Here is a 21,117-nt window from a genome sequence, read left to right on the forward strand (position 1 = left end):
CTGAAACCGCTTTCGGACGAAGCGACCGAAATAAAGAGCAAACGGCAATATCGCCGCACAAGGCGGCCCTGCCGACTTTATCCGAAAGGGGGTAGGCAATCTATGGGTGTATTCCTGACACCGCACCGGCCGCCCCCGCTCGCGGCCGGCGTCGAGCGAGCAGAACCAGGATCAGCACCGTCGCGCAGGAGAACGCCAGCGTCAGGCCGAGCGCGCCGCGGCTGCCGAATTGGGTGAGCAGACCGACCAGGAGCGGCGGCGAGATCGCGGAGGCCAGATTGAGCGGCAGCGCGATCATCGACATCGCCTTGGCGAACTCGGCCTGGTCGTAGAACACGAGCGGGATGGTCGCCCGCGCCACCGCCATTGCGCCGCTGCCGGCGCCATAGAGCAGGATGAAGACCGCCACCGCCCAGGTGGCGCCCTCGCTCGTCATCAGCAGCAGCATGGCGACCGGCAAGGCGCTGCCCGCGACGAGCCCGGTGGTGATGCCGTCCCATCGCCCGCCGCCGAGGAAATCCAGTCCGCGGGCGCTGACCTGGATCACGCCCAGCATCGAGCCGAACAAAAGCGCCTGAGCCGGCGCCAGCCCCTCCGCCCGGAGCAGCTCGATCAGGATCGCGCCGATGCCGAAATTGACGAAGGCGTTCAGCGTGATTGCGGCGACGACGAGGCCGAACGTGCTCCGTGCAATCGCGGGTGGCGGCAGCCGCTTCGCCGGCGCGGCGCCATCGTCCTTTGCGATCTTCCGGCGCGGCGCGGCGAACGCATAGAGCGGGAGGCTGACGAGGAGCATCATCGCCGCGTAGACCAGGCATGTCCCCCGCCAGCCGAGGTGACCGCTCAGGAACGAGGTCGTTGGCCAGAAGATGCTGCTGGACAGGCCCGTCACCAGCATCAGCGCGCCGATCGCGTTCTTGGCCTGCCGCCCCGCGATCTCGTTCAACATGATGTAGGCGCCGGTCGACAGCGTCGCGCTGCCGGCGATGCCGAGGATGATCCATGCGGCGAAATACAGCATCGGCTCGCGCGCGAGCGACAGCAGCACGAAGCCCGGCGCAGTGACGATCGTGCCGACCATCATGACCGTCCGCGCCCCGTGCCGCGCAAACGATTTGGCGAGCAACGGGCCGCACAGCCCCATCGAGACGTAGAGGACGGACGTCCCGGCGAACACTGCCGGCAGGCTCATGCCGAGATCGGCGGCGAGATCGCGCCCGACGATGGCGGGAAGCCCGATCGTGCCCCATCCGACCAGCTGCGTGATCGCAAGCACCAGCAGGACCCCGATGAGCCTGCCGTCAGATTTCAAGAACTGCATTCCAAACGTCGCCTGCCCGGCAGGCGCCGAGTACGCCTGTAGCACCTGTCTACTCGGAGACTCGGCGCACCGGAACGCCGGCCGCCGAATGGCAGGCGGCAGCCGGAAGCATGTCAGGCGAGGAAGTCGCCCTACCCTGCGATGGCGAGCAGCGATCGCGCTTCGGTCGCGGTCGCAACGCGCCGGCCATGGCGCGCGACCGCCTCGCAGGCCAAGGTCACGAGCTCGGCATTGCTGGCAGCAAGGCGGGTCTTGTCGATGCGGATATTGTCCTCGAGCCCGGTGCGGACCGCGTCCGCGCCGCGGGTGAGCGCCCAGCCCATGACCTCCGCCTGGTGGCGGCCGATTCCGGCCGCGGTCCAGGTCGCCTTCGGGATCAGCCGCCTGAGCTCGCCCAGGAGAATGTCGAGCACATGCTCGTCCGCCGGCATCGCGTTCTTGACGCCCATGACGAACTGCACGTGCGGACGCGCGTCGATGAGGCCCGCCTCGATCAGGCGGCGGGCGCCATGCAGATGCGACAGATCGAAAATCTCGATTTCTGGCCGGATGCCGTTCGCCTTCATGCCGGTGGCGAGCGTCTCGACCAGCGCGGCGCTGTTCTCGTAGACGATGGTCGGAAAGTTCACCGATCCCGTCGACAGCGAGGCCATGTCGGGCTTGAGGTAGAGCGCCGATCCGCGCGCCGAGGGATCGCGGCCCCGCCCGCCGGTCGAGAACTGGACGATCATTCCGGGACAATGCTTCTTGATGCCCTCCTGCACCTGAGCAAAACGCTCGGGGTCGGAGGACGGCGTCTCGTCATCGTTGCGGACGTGGATATGGGCGAGCGTGGCGCCCGCCTCGAAGGCCTGGTGCGTCGATTCGATCTGTTCGGAGGGCAGGATCGGCACGGCCGGATTGTCCTTCTTGCGCGGAACGGAGCCGGTGATGGCGACGGCAATGACAGCGGGGTTCATCCAGCGACCTCATGATCTTCGCGCTCGCGCGCACAACGTTCGGCTCGTCTTGCTACGCGTGAAACCCTGCCGCCGCAACATTGGTCAATCGCGGCGACAGGGCCTTTGTTCGTCCGTCAGGTCGGAAGTGCGGTCGCCCGGCTTGCTGCCGCCGCACGCTGCCGCTCATAATCGGCCCGGGCCATCGGAACGGCCTCGGGATTGCCGAGATCGTCGATCTTGACCCGATAGGTTTCGCGGGCCGTGACAGCCGCCAGCGCCGCGATGACCGTGATGCCGAAGGCGATCGCCCCGACCGTCAGGGGAATGTTGGCCGATCCGGGAGGCGCCACGGTCGCGAACAACGCAGGCAGCAATGCGGTGATCGTGGTGCCGATGTTCTGCGAGATCGCCATCGCCGACACCCTCGTGCGGGTCGGAAACAGCTCCGGATAGAAGCTCGGGAAGATCGCGTTGTAGCCCTGATAGACCACGCCCCACATCAACAGCGACAGCAGGATCGCGAGCGGCACGTTCCGGATGCTGATGGCATAGAGATAGCCGAAGGCGAGCAGGCCGGAGAGCAGCGCGCCCACGATGATCGGAGGCTTGCGGCCGACCTTGTCGGAGAGATGGCCGACGAAGGGAATGACGAACACGGCCAGCATGTTGCCGAGCACCGGGATCCAGAGATAGACGTCCTTCGCAAAGCCGATACCATAGGCCGGCTGCACCGCGTAGGCCGCGCCAAAGATGGTCGCAACGACCGGAATCACGTTCATCAGCGCCATGCAGATGACCCGGAGCATGTCGGGCCAGCTCAAGCGGATGGCCTGGACGATCGGAGCCCGCGGCGTTTCTCCGCGCTTCTCCTCTCGGGCAAAGGCCGGCGTCTCGTCGACTTCGCGGCGAATGATGTAGCCGGCGACGATGACGAAGAAGCTGAGCAGGAACGGGATGCGCCAGCCCCAGCTGTTGAAGGCCTCGGTCGGCATGTAGGCCGCCAGCGGCAGGAAGACGGCTGCCGCGAGAATTTGTCCGGCCTGCACGCCCTGAAGAGCGAAGCTCGCATAGAAGCCGCGCCGGCCGAACGGCGCGTGCTCCAGGATCATCGAGCTCGCGCCGGAGATTTCGCCGGCCACGGCAAACCCCTGCACGAGTCGCAACATCACGAGCAGGATCGGCGCCAGGATGCCGGCTTGCTGATAGGTCGGCAGCAACCCGACCGCCATCGTCGAAACGCCCATCAGGAACATGCAGACGATGAGCACGGTCTTGCGGCCATGCGTGTCGCCCCAATGACCGAGCACGAACGCCCCGATCGGCCGCGCGACGTAGCCGACGCCATAGGTCGCCAGCGATGCGACGATCGCGACGGTGGGATTGTCGGATGGGAAGAAGATCTGCGGGAAGATCAGCGACGCCGCCGTCGCGTAGATGAAGAAGTCGTAATATTCGAGAGCCGAGCCGATCCAGCCGCTTGCAGCAGCCTTTCTGGACTGACTCATGTCATGGATCGCACGCGTGGTAGCCATCAGAGAATGTCCTCCCGATCTGTTTTGTTTGTTGACGTCCCGTTGGCGGGCTTCGTTGGAAAATTCGGCAGCAATCCCCACGCGCTCTGCGGAGCTCCGCGAGCGCTTGGCACTGCCGATCGGTGTCTTGAGTGAGGAGGAGCATAGGCTTTCGCCTGAATAACACAATTACCCAGTTATGCGATAAACCTAACATGATGTTATGGCGGGCGAACACCCGGGCAGCAGCTATGCTCGGAGACCGGCGGCAGCACGCGCGATGACATCGAAGCCGACTGCCTCGATTTCAAATGCGTATACGGAAATGATGGAGGATTGCCGCGCGGCGCGTGCGATTGATCGTTTGATCAGTTAGCTGCGCAGAGCCGCGTCAAGCCGTGTGGCCGGGATCGACGTGCTTCGGCATCTTCTTCTCGCGCTGCGGCGTCATCTTGGCCGGATCGGGCGCGCCCGGCACGCCGCGCGGGCCGAGCTGTTCGCGCTGGATGTCGTCTTCGGAGCGGGATGGCTCGACGCCGTTGGGCTCACGGGGCTTGGTCATCGCGTCGTCCTTCTCAAGCGTTGTCCCGGACGCCGAGCGCGTTGCCTCCCGCCTCGCGGCCGGGCACGCTGACATGCACTTCGTGGCCCTCACGGAGGGCCAGGGAGGCCGCGGCGACCGCGGACTCGAAGGCGGCTTCCTTGGTGGCGTACCGGCTCTTGACGTCGCCGTCATGCAGCACGCCCCATTCGTCCTGCACCGGCACGATGGCGTATTGAGCGAGACCCATTGTCCAACTCCTGGCTTTGCGTTCAAAACATCGTCTGACCTTCAACGCAGGACCGGGCTTAACGTTGCGTCAGCTGCGGATGGGTCGCGCTTACCCGCCAGACCGTGTTGCCGCTGTCGTCCGCGACCAAAAGCGCGCCTGATTTGTCGATGGCGACACCGACCGGGCGGCCGCGCGCCTGATTATCGCTGTTGAGGAACCCCGTGACGACGTCCTGCGCCGGTCCGCTCGGCTTGCCGTCCGTGAACGGCACGAACACGACCTTGTAGCCGTTGAGCACCTGCCTGTTCCAACTGCCGTGCTCGCCGACGAAGGCGCCGCCGCGATAGGCGGCCGGCAGGCTGGTGCCGGTGTTGAAGGCGAGCCCGAGCGGGGCGACATGCGAGCTCAGCGCGTAGTCCGGCACGATCGCCTTGGCGACGAGATCCGGCCGCTCCGGCCTGACGCGGGGATCGACGTGCTGGCCGAAATAGCTGTAGGGCCAACCGTAGAAGCCGCCGTCCTTCACCGAGGTCATGTAATCGGGCACGAGATCGGGACCGAGCTCGTCGCGCTCGTTCACGACCGTCCACAATGCGCCGGTCTGCGGCTCGAAGCTGAGGCCGTTGGGATTGCGCAGGCCGCTTGCGAAGACGCGCCAGCGGCCGCTGGCGCGATCGATCTCGAGGATGGCGGCGCGGTTGTGCTCGGCCTCCAGGCCGTTCTCGGTGATGTTGCTGTTGGAGCCGACACCCGCATAGAGCTTCGAGCCGTCCGGGCTGGCGACCAGGCTCTTGGTCCAGTGATGGTTGATCGGACCGCCCGGCAGCGGCGTCAGCACCGTGCCGGGCGCGGTGATCTTCGTATCCCCTTCCGTGTAGGGATATCTGACGATGGCGTCGGTGTTGGCGACGTAGAGATCGTTGCCGACCAGCGCGACGCCGAAGGGCGAGTTGAGATGGTCGAGGAAGACGCTTTGCGTCTCCGGTACGCCGTCGCCATTGCTGTCGCGCAGCAGCGTGATGCGGTTGCTCTCGCCGCTGTCGCCGCCGGAGGTCGCCCAGGACTCGACGAAGCCCATCACGATCTCCTTGGGCCGCTTGATCGGGGCGCCCTTCGGCGCCTTGGATTCCACCACCAGCACGTCGCCGTTCGGAAGAACGTAGAGCGAGCGCGGATGCTGCAGGCTCGTGGCGAAGGCCTTGGCCTGCAAGCCCTGCGCGACCGTCGGCGTCTCGTCCTTCTTCCAGCCGACGATGCGGGCAATGTGGATCGGCGGCAGCAGATATTGCTGGATCTCGGGAAGTGCCGGGTTGGCGCCGACTTGCGCGTTGGGATCGCCGCTGCCGTCGTTGCAGCCGGCGAGACCCAGCAGCGACGCGCACAACAGCGCGCAGGGAATCGCAGACTTCATCGCGCAACTCCCACGCCATGGCGATAGACCATGGCCCAGCCGAGCCATCCCGCGATCGGCAGGATCAGCACGGTGAGCGCGGACAGAACCAGCCCGCTCGGCCACACCGAGGTCCAGGCATCGCGCATGTGGATCATGGTGTTGACGATCGCGACGATCAGCGCCACCGCATTGCCGATCAGATGCGGCCAGGCCGGCGCCTGCGTCCGCACCAGCCGGTTGCCGAGGAAATCGGTCAGACCCGCGATCGCCGCCATCACGCCGAAGATGACGCCGGCGAGCAGCAGCCAGGCCGAAAAATCCGCCCACATGATCTCGGCGCTTGCGACATAGGCGATGTCGGTCAGCAGCGCTCCGACGAAACACGCGATCGGGATCGGCACCAGCATGGGATGAATCGGATGACCCGCGATCTGCGCGGTAGAACGCACGCGCTCGTCGTGTTGCACGATTGGCCTCGTGACCTTCACCCTGCCCGACCGGCCAACTCGTGCTGGACGCGATGGTTCCTGCTCTTGCGCGCCCGACGATTTAGCCACGACGCGCGCGCATCGCCGACATGCCCGCCGGGGGTCGTCAAACTCTCGCTCGAAGGCGGAGTCTCGGCCGGCAGGTGCGCGTCAGGTTCCTGTGCATAAGTTGTGGCTTGCGGCCTCCGAACCTCGATGGCGAGTCGAGTTGCGCGTACCATCTTAGGTAGTTTTCGATTTTGTCTTTGCGGCTTTACGTCTTTTTTTCATGGAGGGACATTTGTTCGATTTCCCGCAATCGGCCATTGTGCCAGTTGATAGCCGTCACCGGGCTTCTGCCTGCGTCACTACGGTCCTCGCCGCCCTGCTCGCCGCTTCCGTGTTGGCGGCCCCTTGCTTTGCTCAACAGGGAGGCGATGCCGTCTCCCCCGCCGCCGAAACGAAGGGTGTCCAAGCGGCGACCAAGGAAAACACGACCAACACGAAGAAAGCGAACGGGAAGAACGCGACGGGCGCCCGGACGGACATTTCCGATTGCGCAGGCGGCGAGGTTTTCCAAACACTCGCCAATACGGCCAACAGCGCGGCAATCATCTACAACAGCAATCTCGTACCCGCCGGAAGCGTCGTCGAATTCGGACTTGCGAGCTCGCTCGATCCCGAAGCCCATTATTTTGCGGTCTTCCTCCAGGATAAGGAAATTCCGCAGGACGAGGTCAGGCACGGCGCCCGCGCGCGAAGAGCGGGCGAAACCGACGATCTCGTCGTGAAGCGCCTACTGAAGGCCGGCGACACTATCGTTTCCATCGATGTTCCCAACGAGGCGGCGGGATGGTGGACCCGCCGCAATCTCTACATCTACCAGTGCGACAGCACACGAAGGCCGCTCAATGTCTCCTATCTGCCGGTCTATTTGAGTCCCTACCAACTGAGCATCTGGTTGTCGGTCGCGATCGTGGTCGCGGCCTATTTTCTCTCCGCGAAAGCCTTTGCTCGTTTGAACGACGTGACGCTGGAGGGCCTCAAGGCCTGGAATCCCATCCGGATCACGGCCGGTTCCGACAATCGCGGGAGCCTTTCGGCCTTCCAGGTATTCTTCTTCACGATTCTGGTTTTCGCGATGCTCGCCTATGTCCTGCTTCGCACCGGCGTGCTCTCCGACCTTTCAACCACAGTCCTGGAATTGCTCGGGATCGCGGGCATCGGGGCGGCTGCGGCCAAGGGAGCAGAATCATCAAAGACCACGCTCGACCCCACCAATCAGGCATGGCTCATGAACAAGGGCTGGTTCGACAAGAGCTCGACCCAAGCTGCGACCGATCCAAGCTTCTACGACTTGATCTCGAGTGACGGCAGCTTTGATGTTTACCGCTTTCAAAGCCTGATCTTCACCGGTGCAGTGGGCCTTGCCCTCTTCGCCGGCGGCGTGTTCCAGCTTGCGTCCTTCACGGTCCCGCAGAACATCCTCGGCATCTTGGGCCTCAGCCAGGTGGTGTACATCGCAGGAAAGCTCGTGACCTCGAACAACGCGACGCAGCTGAATGCCGTCATAACCGACCTGCGCAACGCAGAAGCCGCTTATCGCGAAGCGGCCCACACCACCACCGAGACCCAGGAGGCAAAGGACAAGGCCGCCCGTGCAAGAGCGGCCTACCTCGACAAAGCGGGAGGAGCGGCCAAGCTCTTCACCGACGTCACCGGGCGTCCGGTCGCCGCTGACAAGCTCCAAGCACCGACCTGACGGCGCGTCGCGGGACAAATCTCGCCGACGATGCACCAATCAAACCGCGGATTGGAGCGGGTGAAGGGAATCGAACCCTCGTATTCAGCTTGGAAGGCTGCTGCTCTACCATTGAGCTACACCCGCGTCGGGCGATCCCCTAACACGGCTCGGCGGCGGTCTCAACTGCCGGGACGGCGGCTTTCGGCGGCTTTCCGGGGCTTTGCGCAGACGGCTGGTTCCGACTTGGCCGCCCGCCCCTTAACAGCGGCGGGATCGCCGCCTATATTGAAGACTTCCGCAACCAACGAAAGGAGGTGATCCAGTGTCTTATCTCAAGCGCTGTCACCTCGCTGGGATCGCCCGCTAAGCTTTGAGTAGGGCTTGGCATCGGGGCGCTCTCAGCCCTGGACCAGCGAGCAAGACATCGGGCGCGACGGGGCCTTCCCGCCGCGCCTTTTTCGTCTGTCGGCGCGGCTCAGGGGGGCGGCTCGCCGGCAAGCACCTCGCGAATCTTCTGCGACAGCTCCGCCTTCCGGTATGGCTTGAACAGCAGCGCCACGCCGGGATCGAGATGTCCTTCGTGAACGATGGTGTCGTCGGTATAGCCGGAGGTGTAGAGCACCCTCACGCCCGGTCGGCGGAGCCTGACGGCTTCTGCCAGTTCATGCCCGTTCATGCCGCCGGGCATGATGATGTCCGTGAACAGGAGATCGAATCTGGCGCCCTGGTCGACCAGCGCCAGCGCGGACGCGCCGTCGCTCGCAGCGAGCGTGCGATAGCCGAGGCCGCCGAGTTGCGCGATGACATAGCCCTGGACCAGCGGATCGTCCTCCACCACGAGTATCGTCTCCTGCCCGCGCGCCATGGGGGGCGCCTGAACCGGTGCCGTCCTGGCCACCGCCTCGCCCTTTGCCCGCGGCAGGAACAGCCGCATCACGGTGCCGCGCCCCTCCTCGCTTTCGATCGCGACGGCGCCGCCGCTCTGGCGGGCAAAGCCGTAGACCATGCTCAGCCCCAGCCCGGTGCCGCGGCCGACCCCCTTGGTGGTGAAGAACGGCTCGAACACACGCTCGCGGATGTCGGCCGGAATGCCGTGACCGGTGTCGCCGACCGCAACCATCACGAAGGCGCCGCGCACGCCCTCGCCGGCGGTCTCCGTGCCGTCGAGCTCGCGGTTCGCGGTCTCGAGGGTGAGCTTGCCGCCGCCCGGCATCGCGTCGCGCGCATTGACGGCGAGGTTGACGATCGCGGAGGACAGTTGCGACGGATCCACCATCGCGGACCAGGCCTCGTCGGCGAGCCGCGTCTCGATCTCGATTTGCTCACCGAGCATCGGCTTCAGCAGCTTCGCGGTCTCGGCCACGAGGGCGTTGACGTCGATCTCGCGCGGCTCCAGCGGCTGGCGGCGCGCGAAGGTCAGCAGCTGCGAGGTGATCTCCGCCCCGCGCGCGGCTGCATCGTCGATCAATTGCGCGATCGCGGCGAGATCGGGCTTGTCCGCAAGCCCCTCCTGGATGATCTCGATCGTGCCGGTGATGACCGTGAGCACGTTGTTGAAATCGTGCGCCACGCCGCCGGTGAGCTGGCCGATCGCGTCCATTTTCTGGGATTGACGCAGCCGCTCCTCGATCTCGTGCTGCGCGGTGAGGTCGGTCGCGGAGCCGCGGTAGCCCAGGAAGCGTCCATCGGCGTCGAAAACCGGCTTGCCGTTGACGCTGAAATGATGCATCCGCCCGCGCGTGTCGCGTCCGCGATATTCGAATTTGCGGAACGGCTCGTGACGGTCCAGCGTCGCCAGATGCGCGCGCCATTTCTCGGGCTCGGTATCGCGATCGAGCGCCGTATCGGTGCGACGCGTGCCGAGCCGCACTTTGGGATCCATGCCGAAGGCAATCACCCGGTCAGAGAGGTAGGTGAAGCGGTGGTCCGGCCCGGTCTCCCAGAACCAGTCGGAGGCGGTCTCGGCGTAGTCGCGGAAACGCTCTTCGCTCGCCCGCGCCTCCGCTTCGGCGCGCCGGCGGATGGTGAGGTCGCGCTCGAGATTGGCATTGGCCTCGCGCAGCTCGCCATAGGCCTGCTGGAGGTTCGCGCACATCGCGTTGAAGGCCTCGATCACCTTGTCGAGCTCGTCGGCATCGGAGGGCGCCCGGCGCTCCAGCCGTAACGGCGGTGGCGGCCGCGCCAGGTTGTACTTGCTGACGAACTCGGCGATGGCCACCAGATGCCGCGTCACCAGCAGATGGACCATGTAGATGATGAACAGCGAGACCAGGAACGTCTTCGCGGCCTGGCTCGCCAGAATGACCAGGGCCCGGTTCAGCAATTGCTGATAGACCTCGCTCAGCGTGGCCTCGACGTGAAGCACGCCGATCGGGCGCGCGGTCCCCTGCACGATGGTGTTCAAGGGATAGTCGCGCGTGACGATCGAACGCGTGCCCGGTTCGCCGACCGCGATGCGGATCGGATTGGGACGATCGGCAATCTCGCGCACCTCGGCGGCACGGATATCGGGCAGCCGCAGGATACCTTCGAGCTGGAGCTTGAGCTGGTTCTGGTCGAGATTCCACAGGCTGTCGCCGAGACTGCCGGTCGTGCTGCGGCCGATCTCGTCGAGCCGCGTCTCGATGAGACCGACCTCGCGATTGTAGTCGAGATAGAGCTGCAGCGCGGTCAGCGTCAGCGTCACGGCCGAAGAGAACAGCAGCACGGCCGCGAGCAGCCGCGGCCCGACGCCGCTGCGCGACCAGTTGATGAAGCGTGCCGGCAGCGATGAGAGCATCGACGGCGCAAGCGCGCCGATGTCGGTCAGACCCGGCTTCGCCGCCATCGGCGAGATGGCGTGGCTGCGCTTGGCGTCCTCGTCACCTGCGTTGGCCATGCACCATGTCCCCGAAATGGCGGCTCGCTGTTGCGTCGAGCGGTTGCAGTCTCGAGCAATCCATGAGACGCCCGTCTCGTCACCCGATGCAAGCGACATCCCGTCGGCCCGCGGCTCGAGGTCGGCAAGTCACGTCTTCCGCCCCGCAGCGGGACCGGTGGGCAAGCTACCACTGCCCGTGCTAGAATGACATCGGTGAAAGTCCGGTAGGCTCGCGGCACGAGCGGGCAGCGATCGTTGCGGCCGGCGTGCAGGCGCCAACTCCCGGTAGATCGCGCCGGCATCCGGATGCCTGGGGTAGCGATGCACGGCCGAAGGAGACGCCTGATGTGGCGGCTAGCCGTCGCCTGCCTGTCGCTGCTCGCCGCTGATCCTGCGTTGTCGCAGGACACGATCCGGCTGGCGCGCATCGCCGACATCCCCGATCAATATGTCGGCGGCGAGATGCTGCGGGCCGTCTACGCCAAGCTGAACATCAGGCTGGAGTTCGAGGACGTGCCTGGCAAGCGCGCGCTCGCATTGTCGAGCGCCGGCGAGGTCGACGGCGAGATCCAGCGGATCGGAACGCTCTCGCGCGACTACCCGACGCTGGTCCAGGTCACGCCGGCGATCAACTACATCGAGCCGGCGGTGTTCGCGACCAAGCTCCGGTTCGAGGTCGCAGGTTGGGATTCGATCAAGGATTACAGCATCGGCATCGTCCGCGGCGTCGGCTCCTCGGAAGCCGGCACACGCGGCATGGCCCGCGTCACGGCGACTAGCAGCCTCGAGAACATGGCCAGGATGCTCGATGCCGACCGTTTCGACGTGATGGTCACCGACCTCTTCAGCGGGCTCGCCACGGTGCGGAAACTCAATCTGCAGGCCAGGATCTACCCGCTCTCCCCGCCGCTCGAGCGCATCCACATCTACCACTACCTGCATGAACGCCATCGCGATCTGGTGCCTGAGGTTGGCAAGGTGATCGCTCGGATGCAGGCGAGCGGCGAGCTGGCCTCACTGCGCGAGGCCCTGGTCAGACAGGTCTTGAGCGGGCAATGACGAATGCCGCGTCAGCCGGTGCGAAGCCGCTCGCGCAGCGCGACGGCGGCGATCAGCATGCCGACGCACCAGGCCACGACCGCGCGGTGCGGCTCCTCGCCGAGCAGCACCGTGAGCAGGCTCGTCAGAAGGCAGGGGACGATGGCCTTGCAGGTCCGGCTCGTCAGCGCGAGCAGGAACGGCATCGCCGCGATCGATATCTGCAGCACGTCCATTTCGAATGCCGGTCTTGCCGGGAGGCTTCAGAAACCGAAGATGCTGAGCACGCGCCGCCGTTTGCCGCGCCGACTCTCGACGATCCGCTCGCCGCCGTTCTCGGCCGAGCTGCCGTAATAGCGGTGATGGCCGGCTTGGTCGTGCAGATCGGCCGGCTCCGACTGTCCCGCCCGCCGCGCGTCGCAGATGATCTTGATGGTTTGACCCGACATTGCCGCCTCCAGCAAAAGCTTGTTGTTCGTGGTTCATCAGTCGCGGCCTGTTCCGGCGGCGTTCACATGGCAAGGCCGCAATTGGGTTTCAGGATGGTTTCGCCGCTTGCCGGCCACGCAATATTCTGCTTCGGGAGTGTCGGCAGGGGCTGCCGTGATGCGTCCTTGGGACTTGGGTAAAAACCACGCGCAAAAGAAAAAAGAGAGGTGACGATGCTCTACGCGATCCTGGCCTACCACGTGGAAGACGAAGTCCTGTCCTGGACACCGGAGCAGGACGCCGCGGTCGTCGCCAAAGTCATCGAGGTTCAGGCGCCCCTGCGCGCCAGCGGCCAGTTTGGACCGGCGGCCCGGCTGGATGAGACCCGGAAGGCCCGCACCTTGCGTGGCCCCGGCGCGGGAATGGTGCTGGACGGGCCGTTTGCCGAGACCAAGGAGCAGCTTCTGGGCTTCCATTTGATGCAATGCGCCACCGAGGAGGAGGCGATCGCGGCGGCGCGGAAGCTGCGTGCGGTCAATCCGACGGCGGTGTACGAGATCCGCCCGGTCAAGCTTTACGTGCCGGCCGATGGGTTCGGCGCGACATCCGGCTAAAGTCCTACGCGCCCGGCTCGGTCCGGTTGGGAAGGAAGCGCTGGATCACGATGCCGCCGAAAGCGACGAACCACAGGAAGGGTGCGGCCTGCGGCGCGAACGCCGCAACGATCGTGCCCGGAATGAACACCAGCAGCGGAAACAGCGAGGCCATGATTTCGTTGCGCCAGCCGCCGAGGATCGTCCACCACAGCCAGGCGTTGAGGCCGGCGATCGCGGTCAGATGCAAGCCGTAGAGCACGGCGACGGCGTTGCTCATGCCGTAATTGGTGTAGAGGCCGTTTGTGACAGGCAGCAGCACGATCGAGAGCAGGAAGAACAGGTTGAGGATCACGTCGCCGCGGCTGCCGATCGGCTGGCGCGCCAGCCGGCGATGATGGCTGATCCAGAATACGCCTGCGATGATGAAGCTCAGCGCAAGCCCGGCCAGCTTGCCGGAATAGATATGGGCGAGCTCGCTCCAGCCGGGGGCGCTGGTGAACACCGCCGCCTTCGGCAGGTCGTAGGCCAGCAGCGTCATGGCGACACCGAAAATGGTGTTGCTGAGCGATTCCAGCCGCCGCATCTCGAACTGGTCGGGCTTGAGCTCGGTCATCTCGCCATGGGGTGCTGGAACCTAAGGGCCTCTTCCCCCCTAAATCCTAATTCCAGTCCCGTCCAGCCGCATTGCGCTTCGCGCCGGGATCGCCGAGTCTAATCCTTTCACCGGGGCGATTCGTGGCGACATATCTGGACACGCTCAATGCGGAGCAGCGCCGCGCCGTCGAGCATGGCGTGGCCGAGGGCTCAACCGTGGGCGGCCCCCTGCTCGTCATCGCCGGTGCCGGCTCCGGCAAGACTAACACGCTGGCCCACCGCGTCGCGCATCTGATCGTCGCGGGCGCCGATCCCCGCCGCATCCTGCTGATGACGTTCTCCCGCCGAGCCGCCGCGGAGATGGCCGGCCGGGTCGAGCGCATCGCCCGCAAGGTGCTGGGCGAGAACAACGCCGCGATCATGCGCGATGCGCTGACCTGGGCCGGCACCTTCCACGGCATCGGCGCGCGGCTGCTGCGGGAATATGCCGAGCGGATCGGCGTCGATCCCGCCTTCACCATCCATGACCGCGAGGATTCCGCCGACCTGATGAACCTGGTGCGGCACGAGCGTGGATTGTCGAAGACCGAGAGCCGCTTTCCCGCCAAGGGCACCTGCCTGTCGATCTATTCCCGCTGCGTCAATGCCGAGATGGAGATCGAGAAGGTGCTCGCCCAGCATTATCCCTGGTGCGCAGGCTGGGCCGCTGAGCTGAAGGGCCTGTTCGCCGCCTATGTCGAGGCCAAGCAGGCCCAGCACGTGCTCGATTACGACGATTTGCTGCTGTACTGGTCGCAGATGATGAGCGATGCGCTGATCACTGAGGAGATCGGCGGCCGCTTCGACCACGTGCTGGTCGACGAATATCAGGACACCAACCGCCTGCAATCCTCGATCCTGTTGGCGCTCAAGCCCAATGGGCGCGGCCTCACCGTGGTCGGCGACGACGCGCAGTCGATCTACTCGTTCCGCGCCGCCACCGTCCGCAACATCCTGGACTTTCCGCAGAGCTTCTCGCCGCGCGCGGAGATGATCACGCTCGACCGCAATTACCGCTCGACGCAAGCAGTGCTGTCGGCGGCGAACGGCGTCATCGGCCTCGCCCGCGAGCGCTTCACCAAGAATCTCTGGACCGACCGCACGTCGGGCAGCAAGCCGCAGCTCGTCACCGTGCACGACGAGGCCGACCAGGCGCGCTACATCGTCGAGGCGGTGCTGGCCAACCGCGAGCAAGGCGCGCTGCTCAAGCACCAAGCGGTGCTGTTTCGCACCTCCTCGCATTCGGGTCCGCTGGAGATCGAGCTGACCCGCCGCAACATCCCGTTCGTGAAATTTGGCGGGCTGAAATTTCTCGATGCCGCGCATGTCAAGGACGTGCTGGCCCTGTTGCGCTTCGCCGAAAATCCGCGCGACCGCGTCGCCGGCTTTCGCATCCTGCACCTGCTTCCGGGCGTCGGCCCGGCGACCGCACAACGCGTGCTCGACCAGATGGCGGAGAGCACCGACCCGCTTGCCACGCTCGGCCGGCTGCCGGGGCCGGCGCGCACCGGCGAGGACTGGACCAGCTTCGTCCGGACGGTCGAAAACCTTCGCTATTCGGAATGGCCCGTCGACCTCGAACGGGTGCGGCTCTGGTACGAGCCGCATCTCAATCGCATCCATGAGGATGCCGAGACGCGCCGCGCCGATCTGATGCAGCTCGAGCAGATCGCGAGCGGCTATGCCTCCCGCGAGAAATTTTTGACCGAGCTCACGCTCGATCCGCCGGATGCGACCAGCGACAAATCAGGTCCACCCTTGCGCGACGAGGATTATTTGATCCTCTCCACCATCCACTCCGCCAAGGGCCAGGAGTGGAAATCGGTGTTCGTGCTCAACGTCGTCGACGGCTGCATGCCGTCCGATCTCGGCGCCGGCACCAGCGCCGAGCTCGAGGAGGAGCGCCGCCTGCTCTATGTCGCGATGACCCGCGCCAAGGACGATCTTCACCTCGTCGTTCCGCAGCGCTTCTTCGTCCACGGCCAGGCCGCCAAGGGCGACCGCCACGTCTACGCCTCGCGCACCCGGTTCATCCCGGAGCAGCTGGTCTATTTGTTCGAGCGCACCGCCTGGCCGAAGGCAGCGGCGGGCGCCGCGCGCACCGCGGCGCAGGGGCCGAAGATCGACATCGGGGCAAGGATGCGCGGGATGTGGCGGTAGACACAAGAGGCTAGTGTCGGGACCTGTCAGGATATCTGGAACAACCGAGGTCCGACATGAAAGCCGTCGTCGTCGAGCAATACGCCCCCATCGATCAGATCGAGCTGAAGGACATCCCGCCCCCGTCCATGGAGCCCGACAGTTGCGCATTCGGGTGGAGGCAGCGGGAATCGGATTTGTCGATGGCTTAAAGATTCAGGGCCTCTATCAAACCAAGGACCCCCTTCCCTTCATCCCCGGAACGGAGTTCGCAGGGATCGTGGACGAAGCCCCGGGCAGGCCGGGAGGTTATCAACCCGGCATGCGCGTGATGGGGATGACGCGCTCGGGCGCGCTTGCCGAAGAGATCGTCGTCACCCCTCCGGCGCTCTATCCCCTGCCGGACGGCGTCGCGGCCGAGGTCGCCGCCTCGTTTCGCGCCAATTACCTGACCGCGCTCTATGCGCTCAGTGCACGCGCCTCGCTCTGCGCAGGCGAACAGCTTCTGGTGCTGGGCGCCGCCGGCGGTACGGGAGTCGCGGCAGTCCAGATCGGCAAGTTGCTCGGCGCCCGCGTAATCGCAGCGGCATCGACACCGGACAAGCGCGAGTTCGCGCAACAACACGGCGCCGACGCTGTGATCGACTACACGCAGACCGGCTGGCGCGACAAGCTGAAGGAATTGACTGGAGGACACGGCGCCGACGTGATCTTCGACCCCGTCGGTGGCGACGTCTCGGTGCAAGCCTTTCGCTCCATCGCCTGGCGCGGACGCCATCTGGCGGTTGGCTTCGCCGCCGGTGCCATCCCCGCGCTGCCGTTCAATCTGCCGCTGCTGAAAGGTGGCGCCCTGCTCGGCGTCGACCTCGCGCAGCTTCCAACGCGCGAGCCCGAGTTGCAGAAGCGCCTGATGTCGGAGCTGACGGGCTGGCTGGCCGAGGGCAAGCTGAAGCCTGTGGTCGGTCGTGTCTTTGCGCTGGACGATTTCCGGGAAGCGTTCAGGACCATGCAGACGCGTGGGGCGCTCGGTAAGATGGTCGTGCGCATCTCGAAATAGGAGCCGAAGATCGACATCGGTGCGAAGATGCCCGTGATGCGGCGGCAACTACGCGCCCAGCCGGTCGAACTGGACCTTGCCTGCCTTCATCACCAGCGGAATGTGCTCGCCCTGACCGAGCAGGCAGGCGACGTCGCGCAGCGGATTGCCGTCGACCACCAGCAGGTCCGCGATGGCTTCGGGTGCGATCCGGCCGAGCTTGCCCTCCATGCCGAGCACTTCGGCGCCGATCAATGTCGCGCTGGCGATGACGGCGCGCGGGCCGAGGATCTCGGCGCGAATGCGGAATTCGTCGCTCTGCAGGCGCTGCGACGGCCCGAGCAGGTCGCTGCCGAACCCCATCTTCACACCGGCGTCGCGATAGATTGCGAGCGAGCGCAGCCCGGCGTCGCGGACATCGGCGATCTTGGCGACGCTCTCCGGCGGCAGGCCATATTGGGCGCCCTCGTTGGCCAGCGCCTCATAGGTGACGAGCGTCGGCACGACATAGGCGCCCTTCTCGGCCATGAAACGCGCGGTCGGCGCATCGACCAGATTGCCGTGCTCGATGGTGCGCACGCCGCAGCGGACCGCGCGTTCGATGGCCGCAGCGGTATAGGCGTGGGCGAGCACATAGGTCTGGCGCCCGCGCGCCTCCTCGACGATGGCGCGGATCTCGTCCTCGGAGTAGCCGAAGGCGCCGACCGGATCGGTCGGCGAGGCGACGCCGCCGGAGGCCATGATCTTGATCTGATCAGCGCCCATCTGGAGCTCCTCGCGCGCCGCCTTGCGCACGCCGTCGACGCCGTCGGCAACGCGCGCCAGCGCACCGACCCGCACGCAGCACGGACATGGCGCATCGCTGGCGAGGTAATCGGAACGTGCCCGCATGTCGCCGTGGCCGCCGGTCTGGCTGAGCGCGCGGCCGGAGACGAACAGCCGAGGACCGTCGGTCAGGCCGGTGTCGATCGCCTGCTTCAGCGCGTGGCCGGCGCCGCCCGCGTCGCGCACAGTGGTGAAGCCCCGCCGCAGCATGCCGCGCAAGAGCAGCGTCGAGCGCAGCGTCACCAGCACATTCGGCATATGCACCTGCTGCGCCAGATTGAGCTCGACGGCGATGGCGTGAACATGCAAATCGATCAGCCCGGGCATCAGCGTCTTGCCTTTGAGGTCGATGATGCGATCTGCGCTGGCCTGGAGCGGCCGGTGCGAGACCTCCTTGATCACATCGTCCTCGACCAGCACGTGCTGTCCCTCCAGCAAATCCGGCTGGAGCGGGTCGAGCAGAGCGGCGTTCTTGAAGAGGATGCTGGTCATGGTCGTTTCCTGTCAGGTCAGGACGAAGTCGCTGTCAGCAGCGCGGGCAGCGCGAGCTGTGCAAAGGGAAGGCACGCGGCGACATCATCTTCGCCGTACCAGCCCGCCTCGTGAAGCAGATTGAGCGAGCCGAGCGTGCGCCCACGCCAGCGCACGGGGATGTTCAGCACGCTCTCGCAGCCGAGCGAGGCGATCAGCTCGTGATCGGAGAACACGGTGCGCAGATCATCCCGCGTATAGCCGATATAGGCCTCGCCGCGGTCCAGCACGGCCTCGGTCCACGGGCCCGGTGCAAGGCACTTGCGTCCGCCAGCCGGGTACGCACCAGGCAGATTGGAGTAGAGCCGCGCCAGTTCGCTGGCCGCCTCGTCATAGGTCAGGACCGTGAACAGCTTGTGCCCGATCGCCAAGTTCAAGCCTTGGTCGAGCGCAGCGAATAGAGCATCCGGCTGGTCCACCCTGCCCTGCGCCGCCGCGACGGCGCAGAGCAGCGGATCGGCCTTAAATTTCGTCCGCGTCATGCCACCTCGCCCGCCGCGATCTCCTCCAGCGAACGGCCGCGCGTCGGCACGCCCATCAGCACGACGGTGACAGCCCCGAGCAGCAGCACGGTGGTTGTGACGCCGAACACGCCGGCAAAGCCGAAGTTCGGATAGAGATAGCCGACCAGGATCGGCGAGACGATCGCGCCGATGCGACCGATTGCGGAAGCGAGCCCGGCGCCCGTGGTCCTGACCGGCGTCGGGAACACCTCGGCGGTATAGGCATAGACGCCCGCATAGGTGCCGTTCATGAAGAAGGACAGGAAGATTCCTGCCGCCATGATTTGTTGATCGCTTTGCGCGAAAGCGAGCCCGAGCGCGCTGATACCGCCGAGCACCATGTAGGTCGCGATCGTCGCCTGCCGGCCGATGCGCTCGTTGAAATACGCGGCGCTGAAATAGCCGGGGATCTGCGCGCAATAGATCGCGATCGAATAGGCGAAGCTCTTGGTGATGCTCATGCCGTTCTGGACCAGCAGGCCCGGGATCCAGACGAAGAAGGAGTAATAGCTGAAGGTGATCGCCAGCCACATGATCCAGGTCATGATGGTGATGCGCGCCTGGCGGGGCGCAACAAGCGCCGCGAAATTGGCCAGCAGCGTGCCAGCGGTCGCGGGGGGTGCCGCGACTTCGACGACCGGCGGTGGCAGGACACGGCCTTCGCGCGCAAAGCTCGCCTCGATCCGGTCGAGCACGGCTTCGGCTTCCTTCTCCCGTCCCCTGCTCTCCAGCCAGCGCGGCGATTCCGGCAGCGCCCGGCGCCACCACAACAGCATGACGACGGGCACCGCGGTGATCACCAGCACGATGCGCCAGCCGTTGTCGGAGGTGGGAACGATGAAGTAACCGAGCAAGGCCGCGGCAACGAAGCCGAAGGAGAAGAAGCCCGCGAGCGCCCCGGTGAAGCTGCCGCGATAACGCCGCGCCACGAACTCCGCGAGATAAGGCGCGATGATCGCGCTCTCCGCGCCGGTGCCCATGCCAGCCACGACGCGCGCGGCGAAGAAGGATGGCCATGTGTCGACCATCGCGCTCACGATCGATGCGGCGCAATACAGCGCCAGCGCCGACATCATCACCGCGCGGCGGCCGATCAGGTCGCCCAGCGTGCCCGCCAGCAACGCCCCGAACAGAAAGCCGATATAGGTGCTGCTGCCGAGCACGCCGATCTGCACGCTCGTCAGATTCCACGCCGTGCGCAACACCGGCAGGATGAAGGCCAGCACCGCCGCGTCCATCGCGTCGAACATGTAGCCGAGCCCGCCCATCAGCAGCAGATGCGTGTGGAAGCGTGCGAAAGGAAGGCGCTCGATGCGCGCCGATATCATCGACATGAAAGTCCCCCTCTGATGTCACGGGCCCCGGCGCGCCGCTCGGGAGGGAACCATAGACAAAGTGAAATTATCGTCATAATTTATAATCATGATCTGATATATCACGATGGTGAATGTCCGTGTCGTTCCGCGCGCTCGACCTCAACCTCCTGAAAGTGTTCGAGGCGCTGATGACAGAGGGCAGCGTCACGCGCGCCGCGAATGCGTTGCGGATGACCCAGCCCGCGGTCAGCAACGCGCTGGCGCGGCTGCGCGATGCGCTCGGCGATCCCCTGTTCGTGCGGGCCGGCACCGGCATCCGCCCGACCCAGCGTGCCGTGGTGCTGTGGGAGCCGATCGGCGAGGCACTGGAAAGTGTGCGCGGTGCACTCGACGAGCAGGTATTCGATCCTGCACGTGCGCAGACCGAATTCAGCCTGTCGATGTCGGACTACGTCTCCTCGCTGGTGATGCCGAACCTGCTCGACCATCTCGGCAAGGTTGCGCCGAAGTCGCGCGTCCACACCGTGCCCAATACCGTCGTCGAGATCGCCGACCAGCTCGAGGACAACAGGGTGGACTGCGTGCTCAGCGTCTATGTCAACGAGGCGCAGCAGCCGGCCGCCATCCGCTCGCGCTCGCTGTGGACGGTCGACTATGCCTGCTTCATGCGGCGCGGCCATCCGCTCGCCGCCCAGAAACGGCTGAGCACGCGCACCTTCCTCAACGCTGGACATGTCGACGTGAGCCTCGCCGGCAAGACCATGCCGTCCTACGACCTCTTCCTGGCCTCGCGCGGGCTGTCGCGCAACCTCGTCGCGACCGTCAATCATTACAGCGCTGCCTACGAGGTCGTGCGGCAATCTGACCTGATCGCGGTGCTGCCGAGCGACCTGCGCTCGCAATCGAGGCACGCGCCGCTCCTGCATGCGATGCCGCTTCCCCTCAAGGCGCCGCCGCGCATCGTCAGCCTGTTCTGGCACCAGCGCAACGACACCGTGCCGGCGCAGCGCTGGCTGCGCGAGACCCTGGTCGATATGTTCGCCAGATCCGATTGAGCCCAC

Annotated in this window: 19 protein-coding genes, 1 tRNA gene and 1 pseudogene; 6 read left to right on the plus strand and 15 right to left on the minus strand. The window is 65.6% G+C overall.

The genetic code is table 11. The features are described 5' to 3' along the window. Window positions 1-100: 100 nt before the first annotated feature. From N2602_RS24935 to N2602_RS24965, 7 genes are all read right to left on the minus strand, one after another. Window positions 101-1,321, minus strand: a complete 1,221-nt coding sequence (locus N2602_RS24935; RefSeq protein ID WP_172783160.1) for an MFS transporter — start codon at window positions 1,319-1,321, stop codon at window positions 101-103. A gap of 131 nt (window positions 1,322-1,452) precedes the next feature. After that, entirely contained in the window at window positions 1,453-2,280 is an 828-nt protein-coding gene (locus N2602_RS24940; protein WP_260379753.1) for a 3-keto-5-aminohexanoate cleavage protein, read from the minus strand. Window positions 2,281-2,396: 116 nt separating this feature from the next. Then, window positions 2,397-3,794, minus strand: a complete 1,398-nt coding sequence (locus N2602_RS24945; protein WP_212260363.1) for an MFS transporter — start codon at window positions 3,792-3,794, stop codon at window positions 2,397-2,399. 370 nt (window positions 3,795-4,164) lie between these two features. After that, window positions 4,165-4,335: a hypothetical protein gene (locus N2602_RS24950; RefSeq protein WP_172783157.1), complete on the minus strand. Its 171-nt coding sequence runs from the start codon at window positions 4,333-4,335 to the stop codon at window positions 4,165-4,167. A gap of 13 nt (window positions 4,336-4,348) precedes the next feature. Beyond that, window positions 4,349-4,564: a hypothetical protein gene (locus tag N2602_RS24955; protein ID WP_172783156.1), complete on the minus strand. Its 216-nt coding sequence runs from the start codon at window positions 4,562-4,564 to the stop codon at window positions 4,349-4,351. A gap of 58 nt (window positions 4,565-4,622) precedes the next feature. Then, window positions 4,623-5,957, minus strand: a complete 1,335-nt coding sequence (locus N2602_RS24960; RefSeq protein WP_260379754.1) for a sorbosone dehydrogenase family protein — start codon at window positions 5,955-5,957, stop codon at window positions 4,623-4,625. After that, complete coding sequence (locus N2602_RS24965) at window positions 5,954-6,406, minus strand: DUF2231 domain-containing protein (RefSeq protein ID WP_172783154.1); 453 nt, start codon at window positions 6,404-6,406, stop codon at window positions 5,954-5,956. The genes N2602_RS24960 and N2602_RS24965 overlap by 4 nt, the downstream gene beginning before the upstream one ends. 301 nt (window positions 6,407-6,707) lie before the next feature. On the opposite strand from N2602_RS24965, the gene N2602_RS24970 reads away from it, so the two are divergent. Then, a complete protein-coding gene (locus tag N2602_RS24970; RefSeq protein ID WP_260379755.1) occupies window positions 6,708-8,168 on the plus strand; it encodes a hypothetical protein in 1,461 nt (486 codons plus the stop codon). A 52-nt stretch (window positions 8,169-8,220) separates the two neighbouring features. On the opposite strand, the gene N2602_RS24975 is transcribed toward N2602_RS24970, so the two are convergent. Beyond that, window positions 8,221-8,294 (minus strand) — tRNA-Gly (locus N2602_RS24975). 331 nt (window positions 8,295-8,625) lie between these two features. Beyond that, window positions 8,626-11,028, minus strand: a complete 2,403-nt coding sequence (locus tag N2602_RS24980) for an ATP-binding protein (RefSeq protein ID WP_260379756.1) — start codon at window positions 11,026-11,028, stop codon at window positions 8,626-8,628. A 327-nt stretch (window positions 11,029-11,355) separates the two neighbouring features. On the opposite strand from N2602_RS24980, the gene N2602_RS24985 reads away from it, so the two are divergent. Further along, window positions 11,356-12,069, plus strand: a complete 714-nt coding sequence (locus N2602_RS24985) for an ABC transporter substrate-binding protein (RefSeq protein ID WP_260379757.1) — start codon at window positions 11,356-11,358, stop codon at window positions 12,067-12,069. A gap of 11 nt (window positions 12,070-12,080) precedes the next feature. Here the strand turns inward: N2602_RS24985 and N2602_RS24990 are convergent, their stop codons facing one another. Continuing rightward, window positions 12,081-12,284 carry a hypothetical protein gene (locus tag N2602_RS24990; RefSeq protein ID WP_212260352.1) on the minus strand — a complete coding sequence of 68 codons (204 nt, stop codon included), beginning with the start codon at window positions 12,282-12,284 and terminating at the stop codon, window positions 12,081-12,083. A gap of 27 nt (window positions 12,285-12,311) precedes the next feature. Continuing rightward, complete coding sequence (locus N2602_RS24995; protein WP_172783149.1) at window positions 12,312-12,497, minus strand: hypothetical protein; 186 nt, start codon at window positions 12,495-12,497, stop codon at window positions 12,312-12,314. A gap of 213 nt (window positions 12,498-12,710) precedes the next feature. Here N2602_RS24995 and N2602_RS25000 point away from each other — a divergent pair, with 213 nt between their 5' ends. Beyond that, a complete protein-coding gene (locus tag N2602_RS25000; protein WP_172783148.1) occupies window positions 12,711-13,091 on the plus strand; it encodes a YciI family protein in 381 nt (126 codons plus the stop codon). A 4-nt stretch (window positions 13,092-13,095) separates the two neighbouring features. Here the strand turns inward: N2602_RS25000 and N2602_RS25005 are convergent, their stop codons facing one another. Beyond that, complete coding sequence (locus N2602_RS25005; RefSeq protein WP_172783147.1) at window positions 13,096-13,686, minus strand: TMEM175 family protein; 591 nt, start codon at window positions 13,684-13,686, stop codon at window positions 13,096-13,098. Between the two features lie 122 nt (window positions 13,687-13,808). Here N2602_RS25005 and N2602_RS25010 point away from each other — a divergent pair, with 122 nt between their 5' ends. Both N2602_RS25010 and N2602_RS25015 read left to right on the plus strand, forming a co-directional pair. After that, window positions 13,809-15,866: an ATP-dependent helicase gene (locus N2602_RS25010; RefSeq protein WP_260379758.1), complete on the plus strand. Its 2,058-nt coding sequence runs from the start codon at window positions 13,809-13,811 to the stop codon at window positions 15,864-15,866. Window positions 15,867-15,922: 56 nt separating this feature from the next. Continuing rightward, window positions 15,923-16,902, plus strand: a pseudogene (locus N2602_RS25015) (NADPH:quinone oxidoreductase family protein). 48 nt (window positions 16,903-16,950) lie between these two features. Here the strand turns inward: N2602_RS25015 and N2602_RS25020 are convergent. Genes N2602_RS25020 through N2602_RS25030 form a run of 3 tightly spaced genes read right to left on the minus strand, consistent with a single transcriptional unit; the run spans window position 16,951 to window position 20,074 of the window. Beyond that, on the minus strand, window positions 16,951-18,198 hold the full coding sequence (locus tag N2602_RS25020; protein WP_172783144.1) for an amidohydrolase family protein: 1,248 nt from the start codon (window positions 18,196-18,198) through the stop codon (window positions 16,951-16,953). Window positions 18,199-18,215: 17 nt separating this feature from the next. Beyond that, window positions 18,216-18,719, minus strand: a complete 504-nt coding sequence (locus N2602_RS25025; protein ID WP_260379759.1) for a GAF domain-containing protein — start codon at window positions 18,717-18,719, stop codon at window positions 18,216-18,218. After that, entirely contained in the window at window positions 18,716-20,074 is a 1,359-nt protein-coding gene (locus N2602_RS25030; RefSeq protein WP_260379760.1) for an MFS transporter, read from the minus strand. Before N2602_RS25030 ends, N2602_RS25025 begins: the two co-directional genes overlap by 4 nt. A gap of 113 nt (window positions 20,075-20,187) precedes the next feature. Between N2602_RS25030 and N2602_RS25035 the strand changes: the two genes are divergently transcribed. Next, entirely contained in the window at window positions 20,188-21,111 is a 924-nt protein-coding gene (locus tag N2602_RS25035) for a LysR family transcriptional regulator (protein WP_260379761.1), read from the plus strand. The last annotated feature ends 6 nt before the right edge of the window (window positions 21,112-21,117 follow it).

The sequence above is a fragment of the Bradyrhizobium sp. NC92 genome (assembly GCF_025200865.1).
In the GTDB taxonomy this organism is placed as follows: Bacteria; Pseudomonadota; Alphaproteobacteria; order Rhizobiales; family Xanthobacteraceae; genus Bradyrhizobium.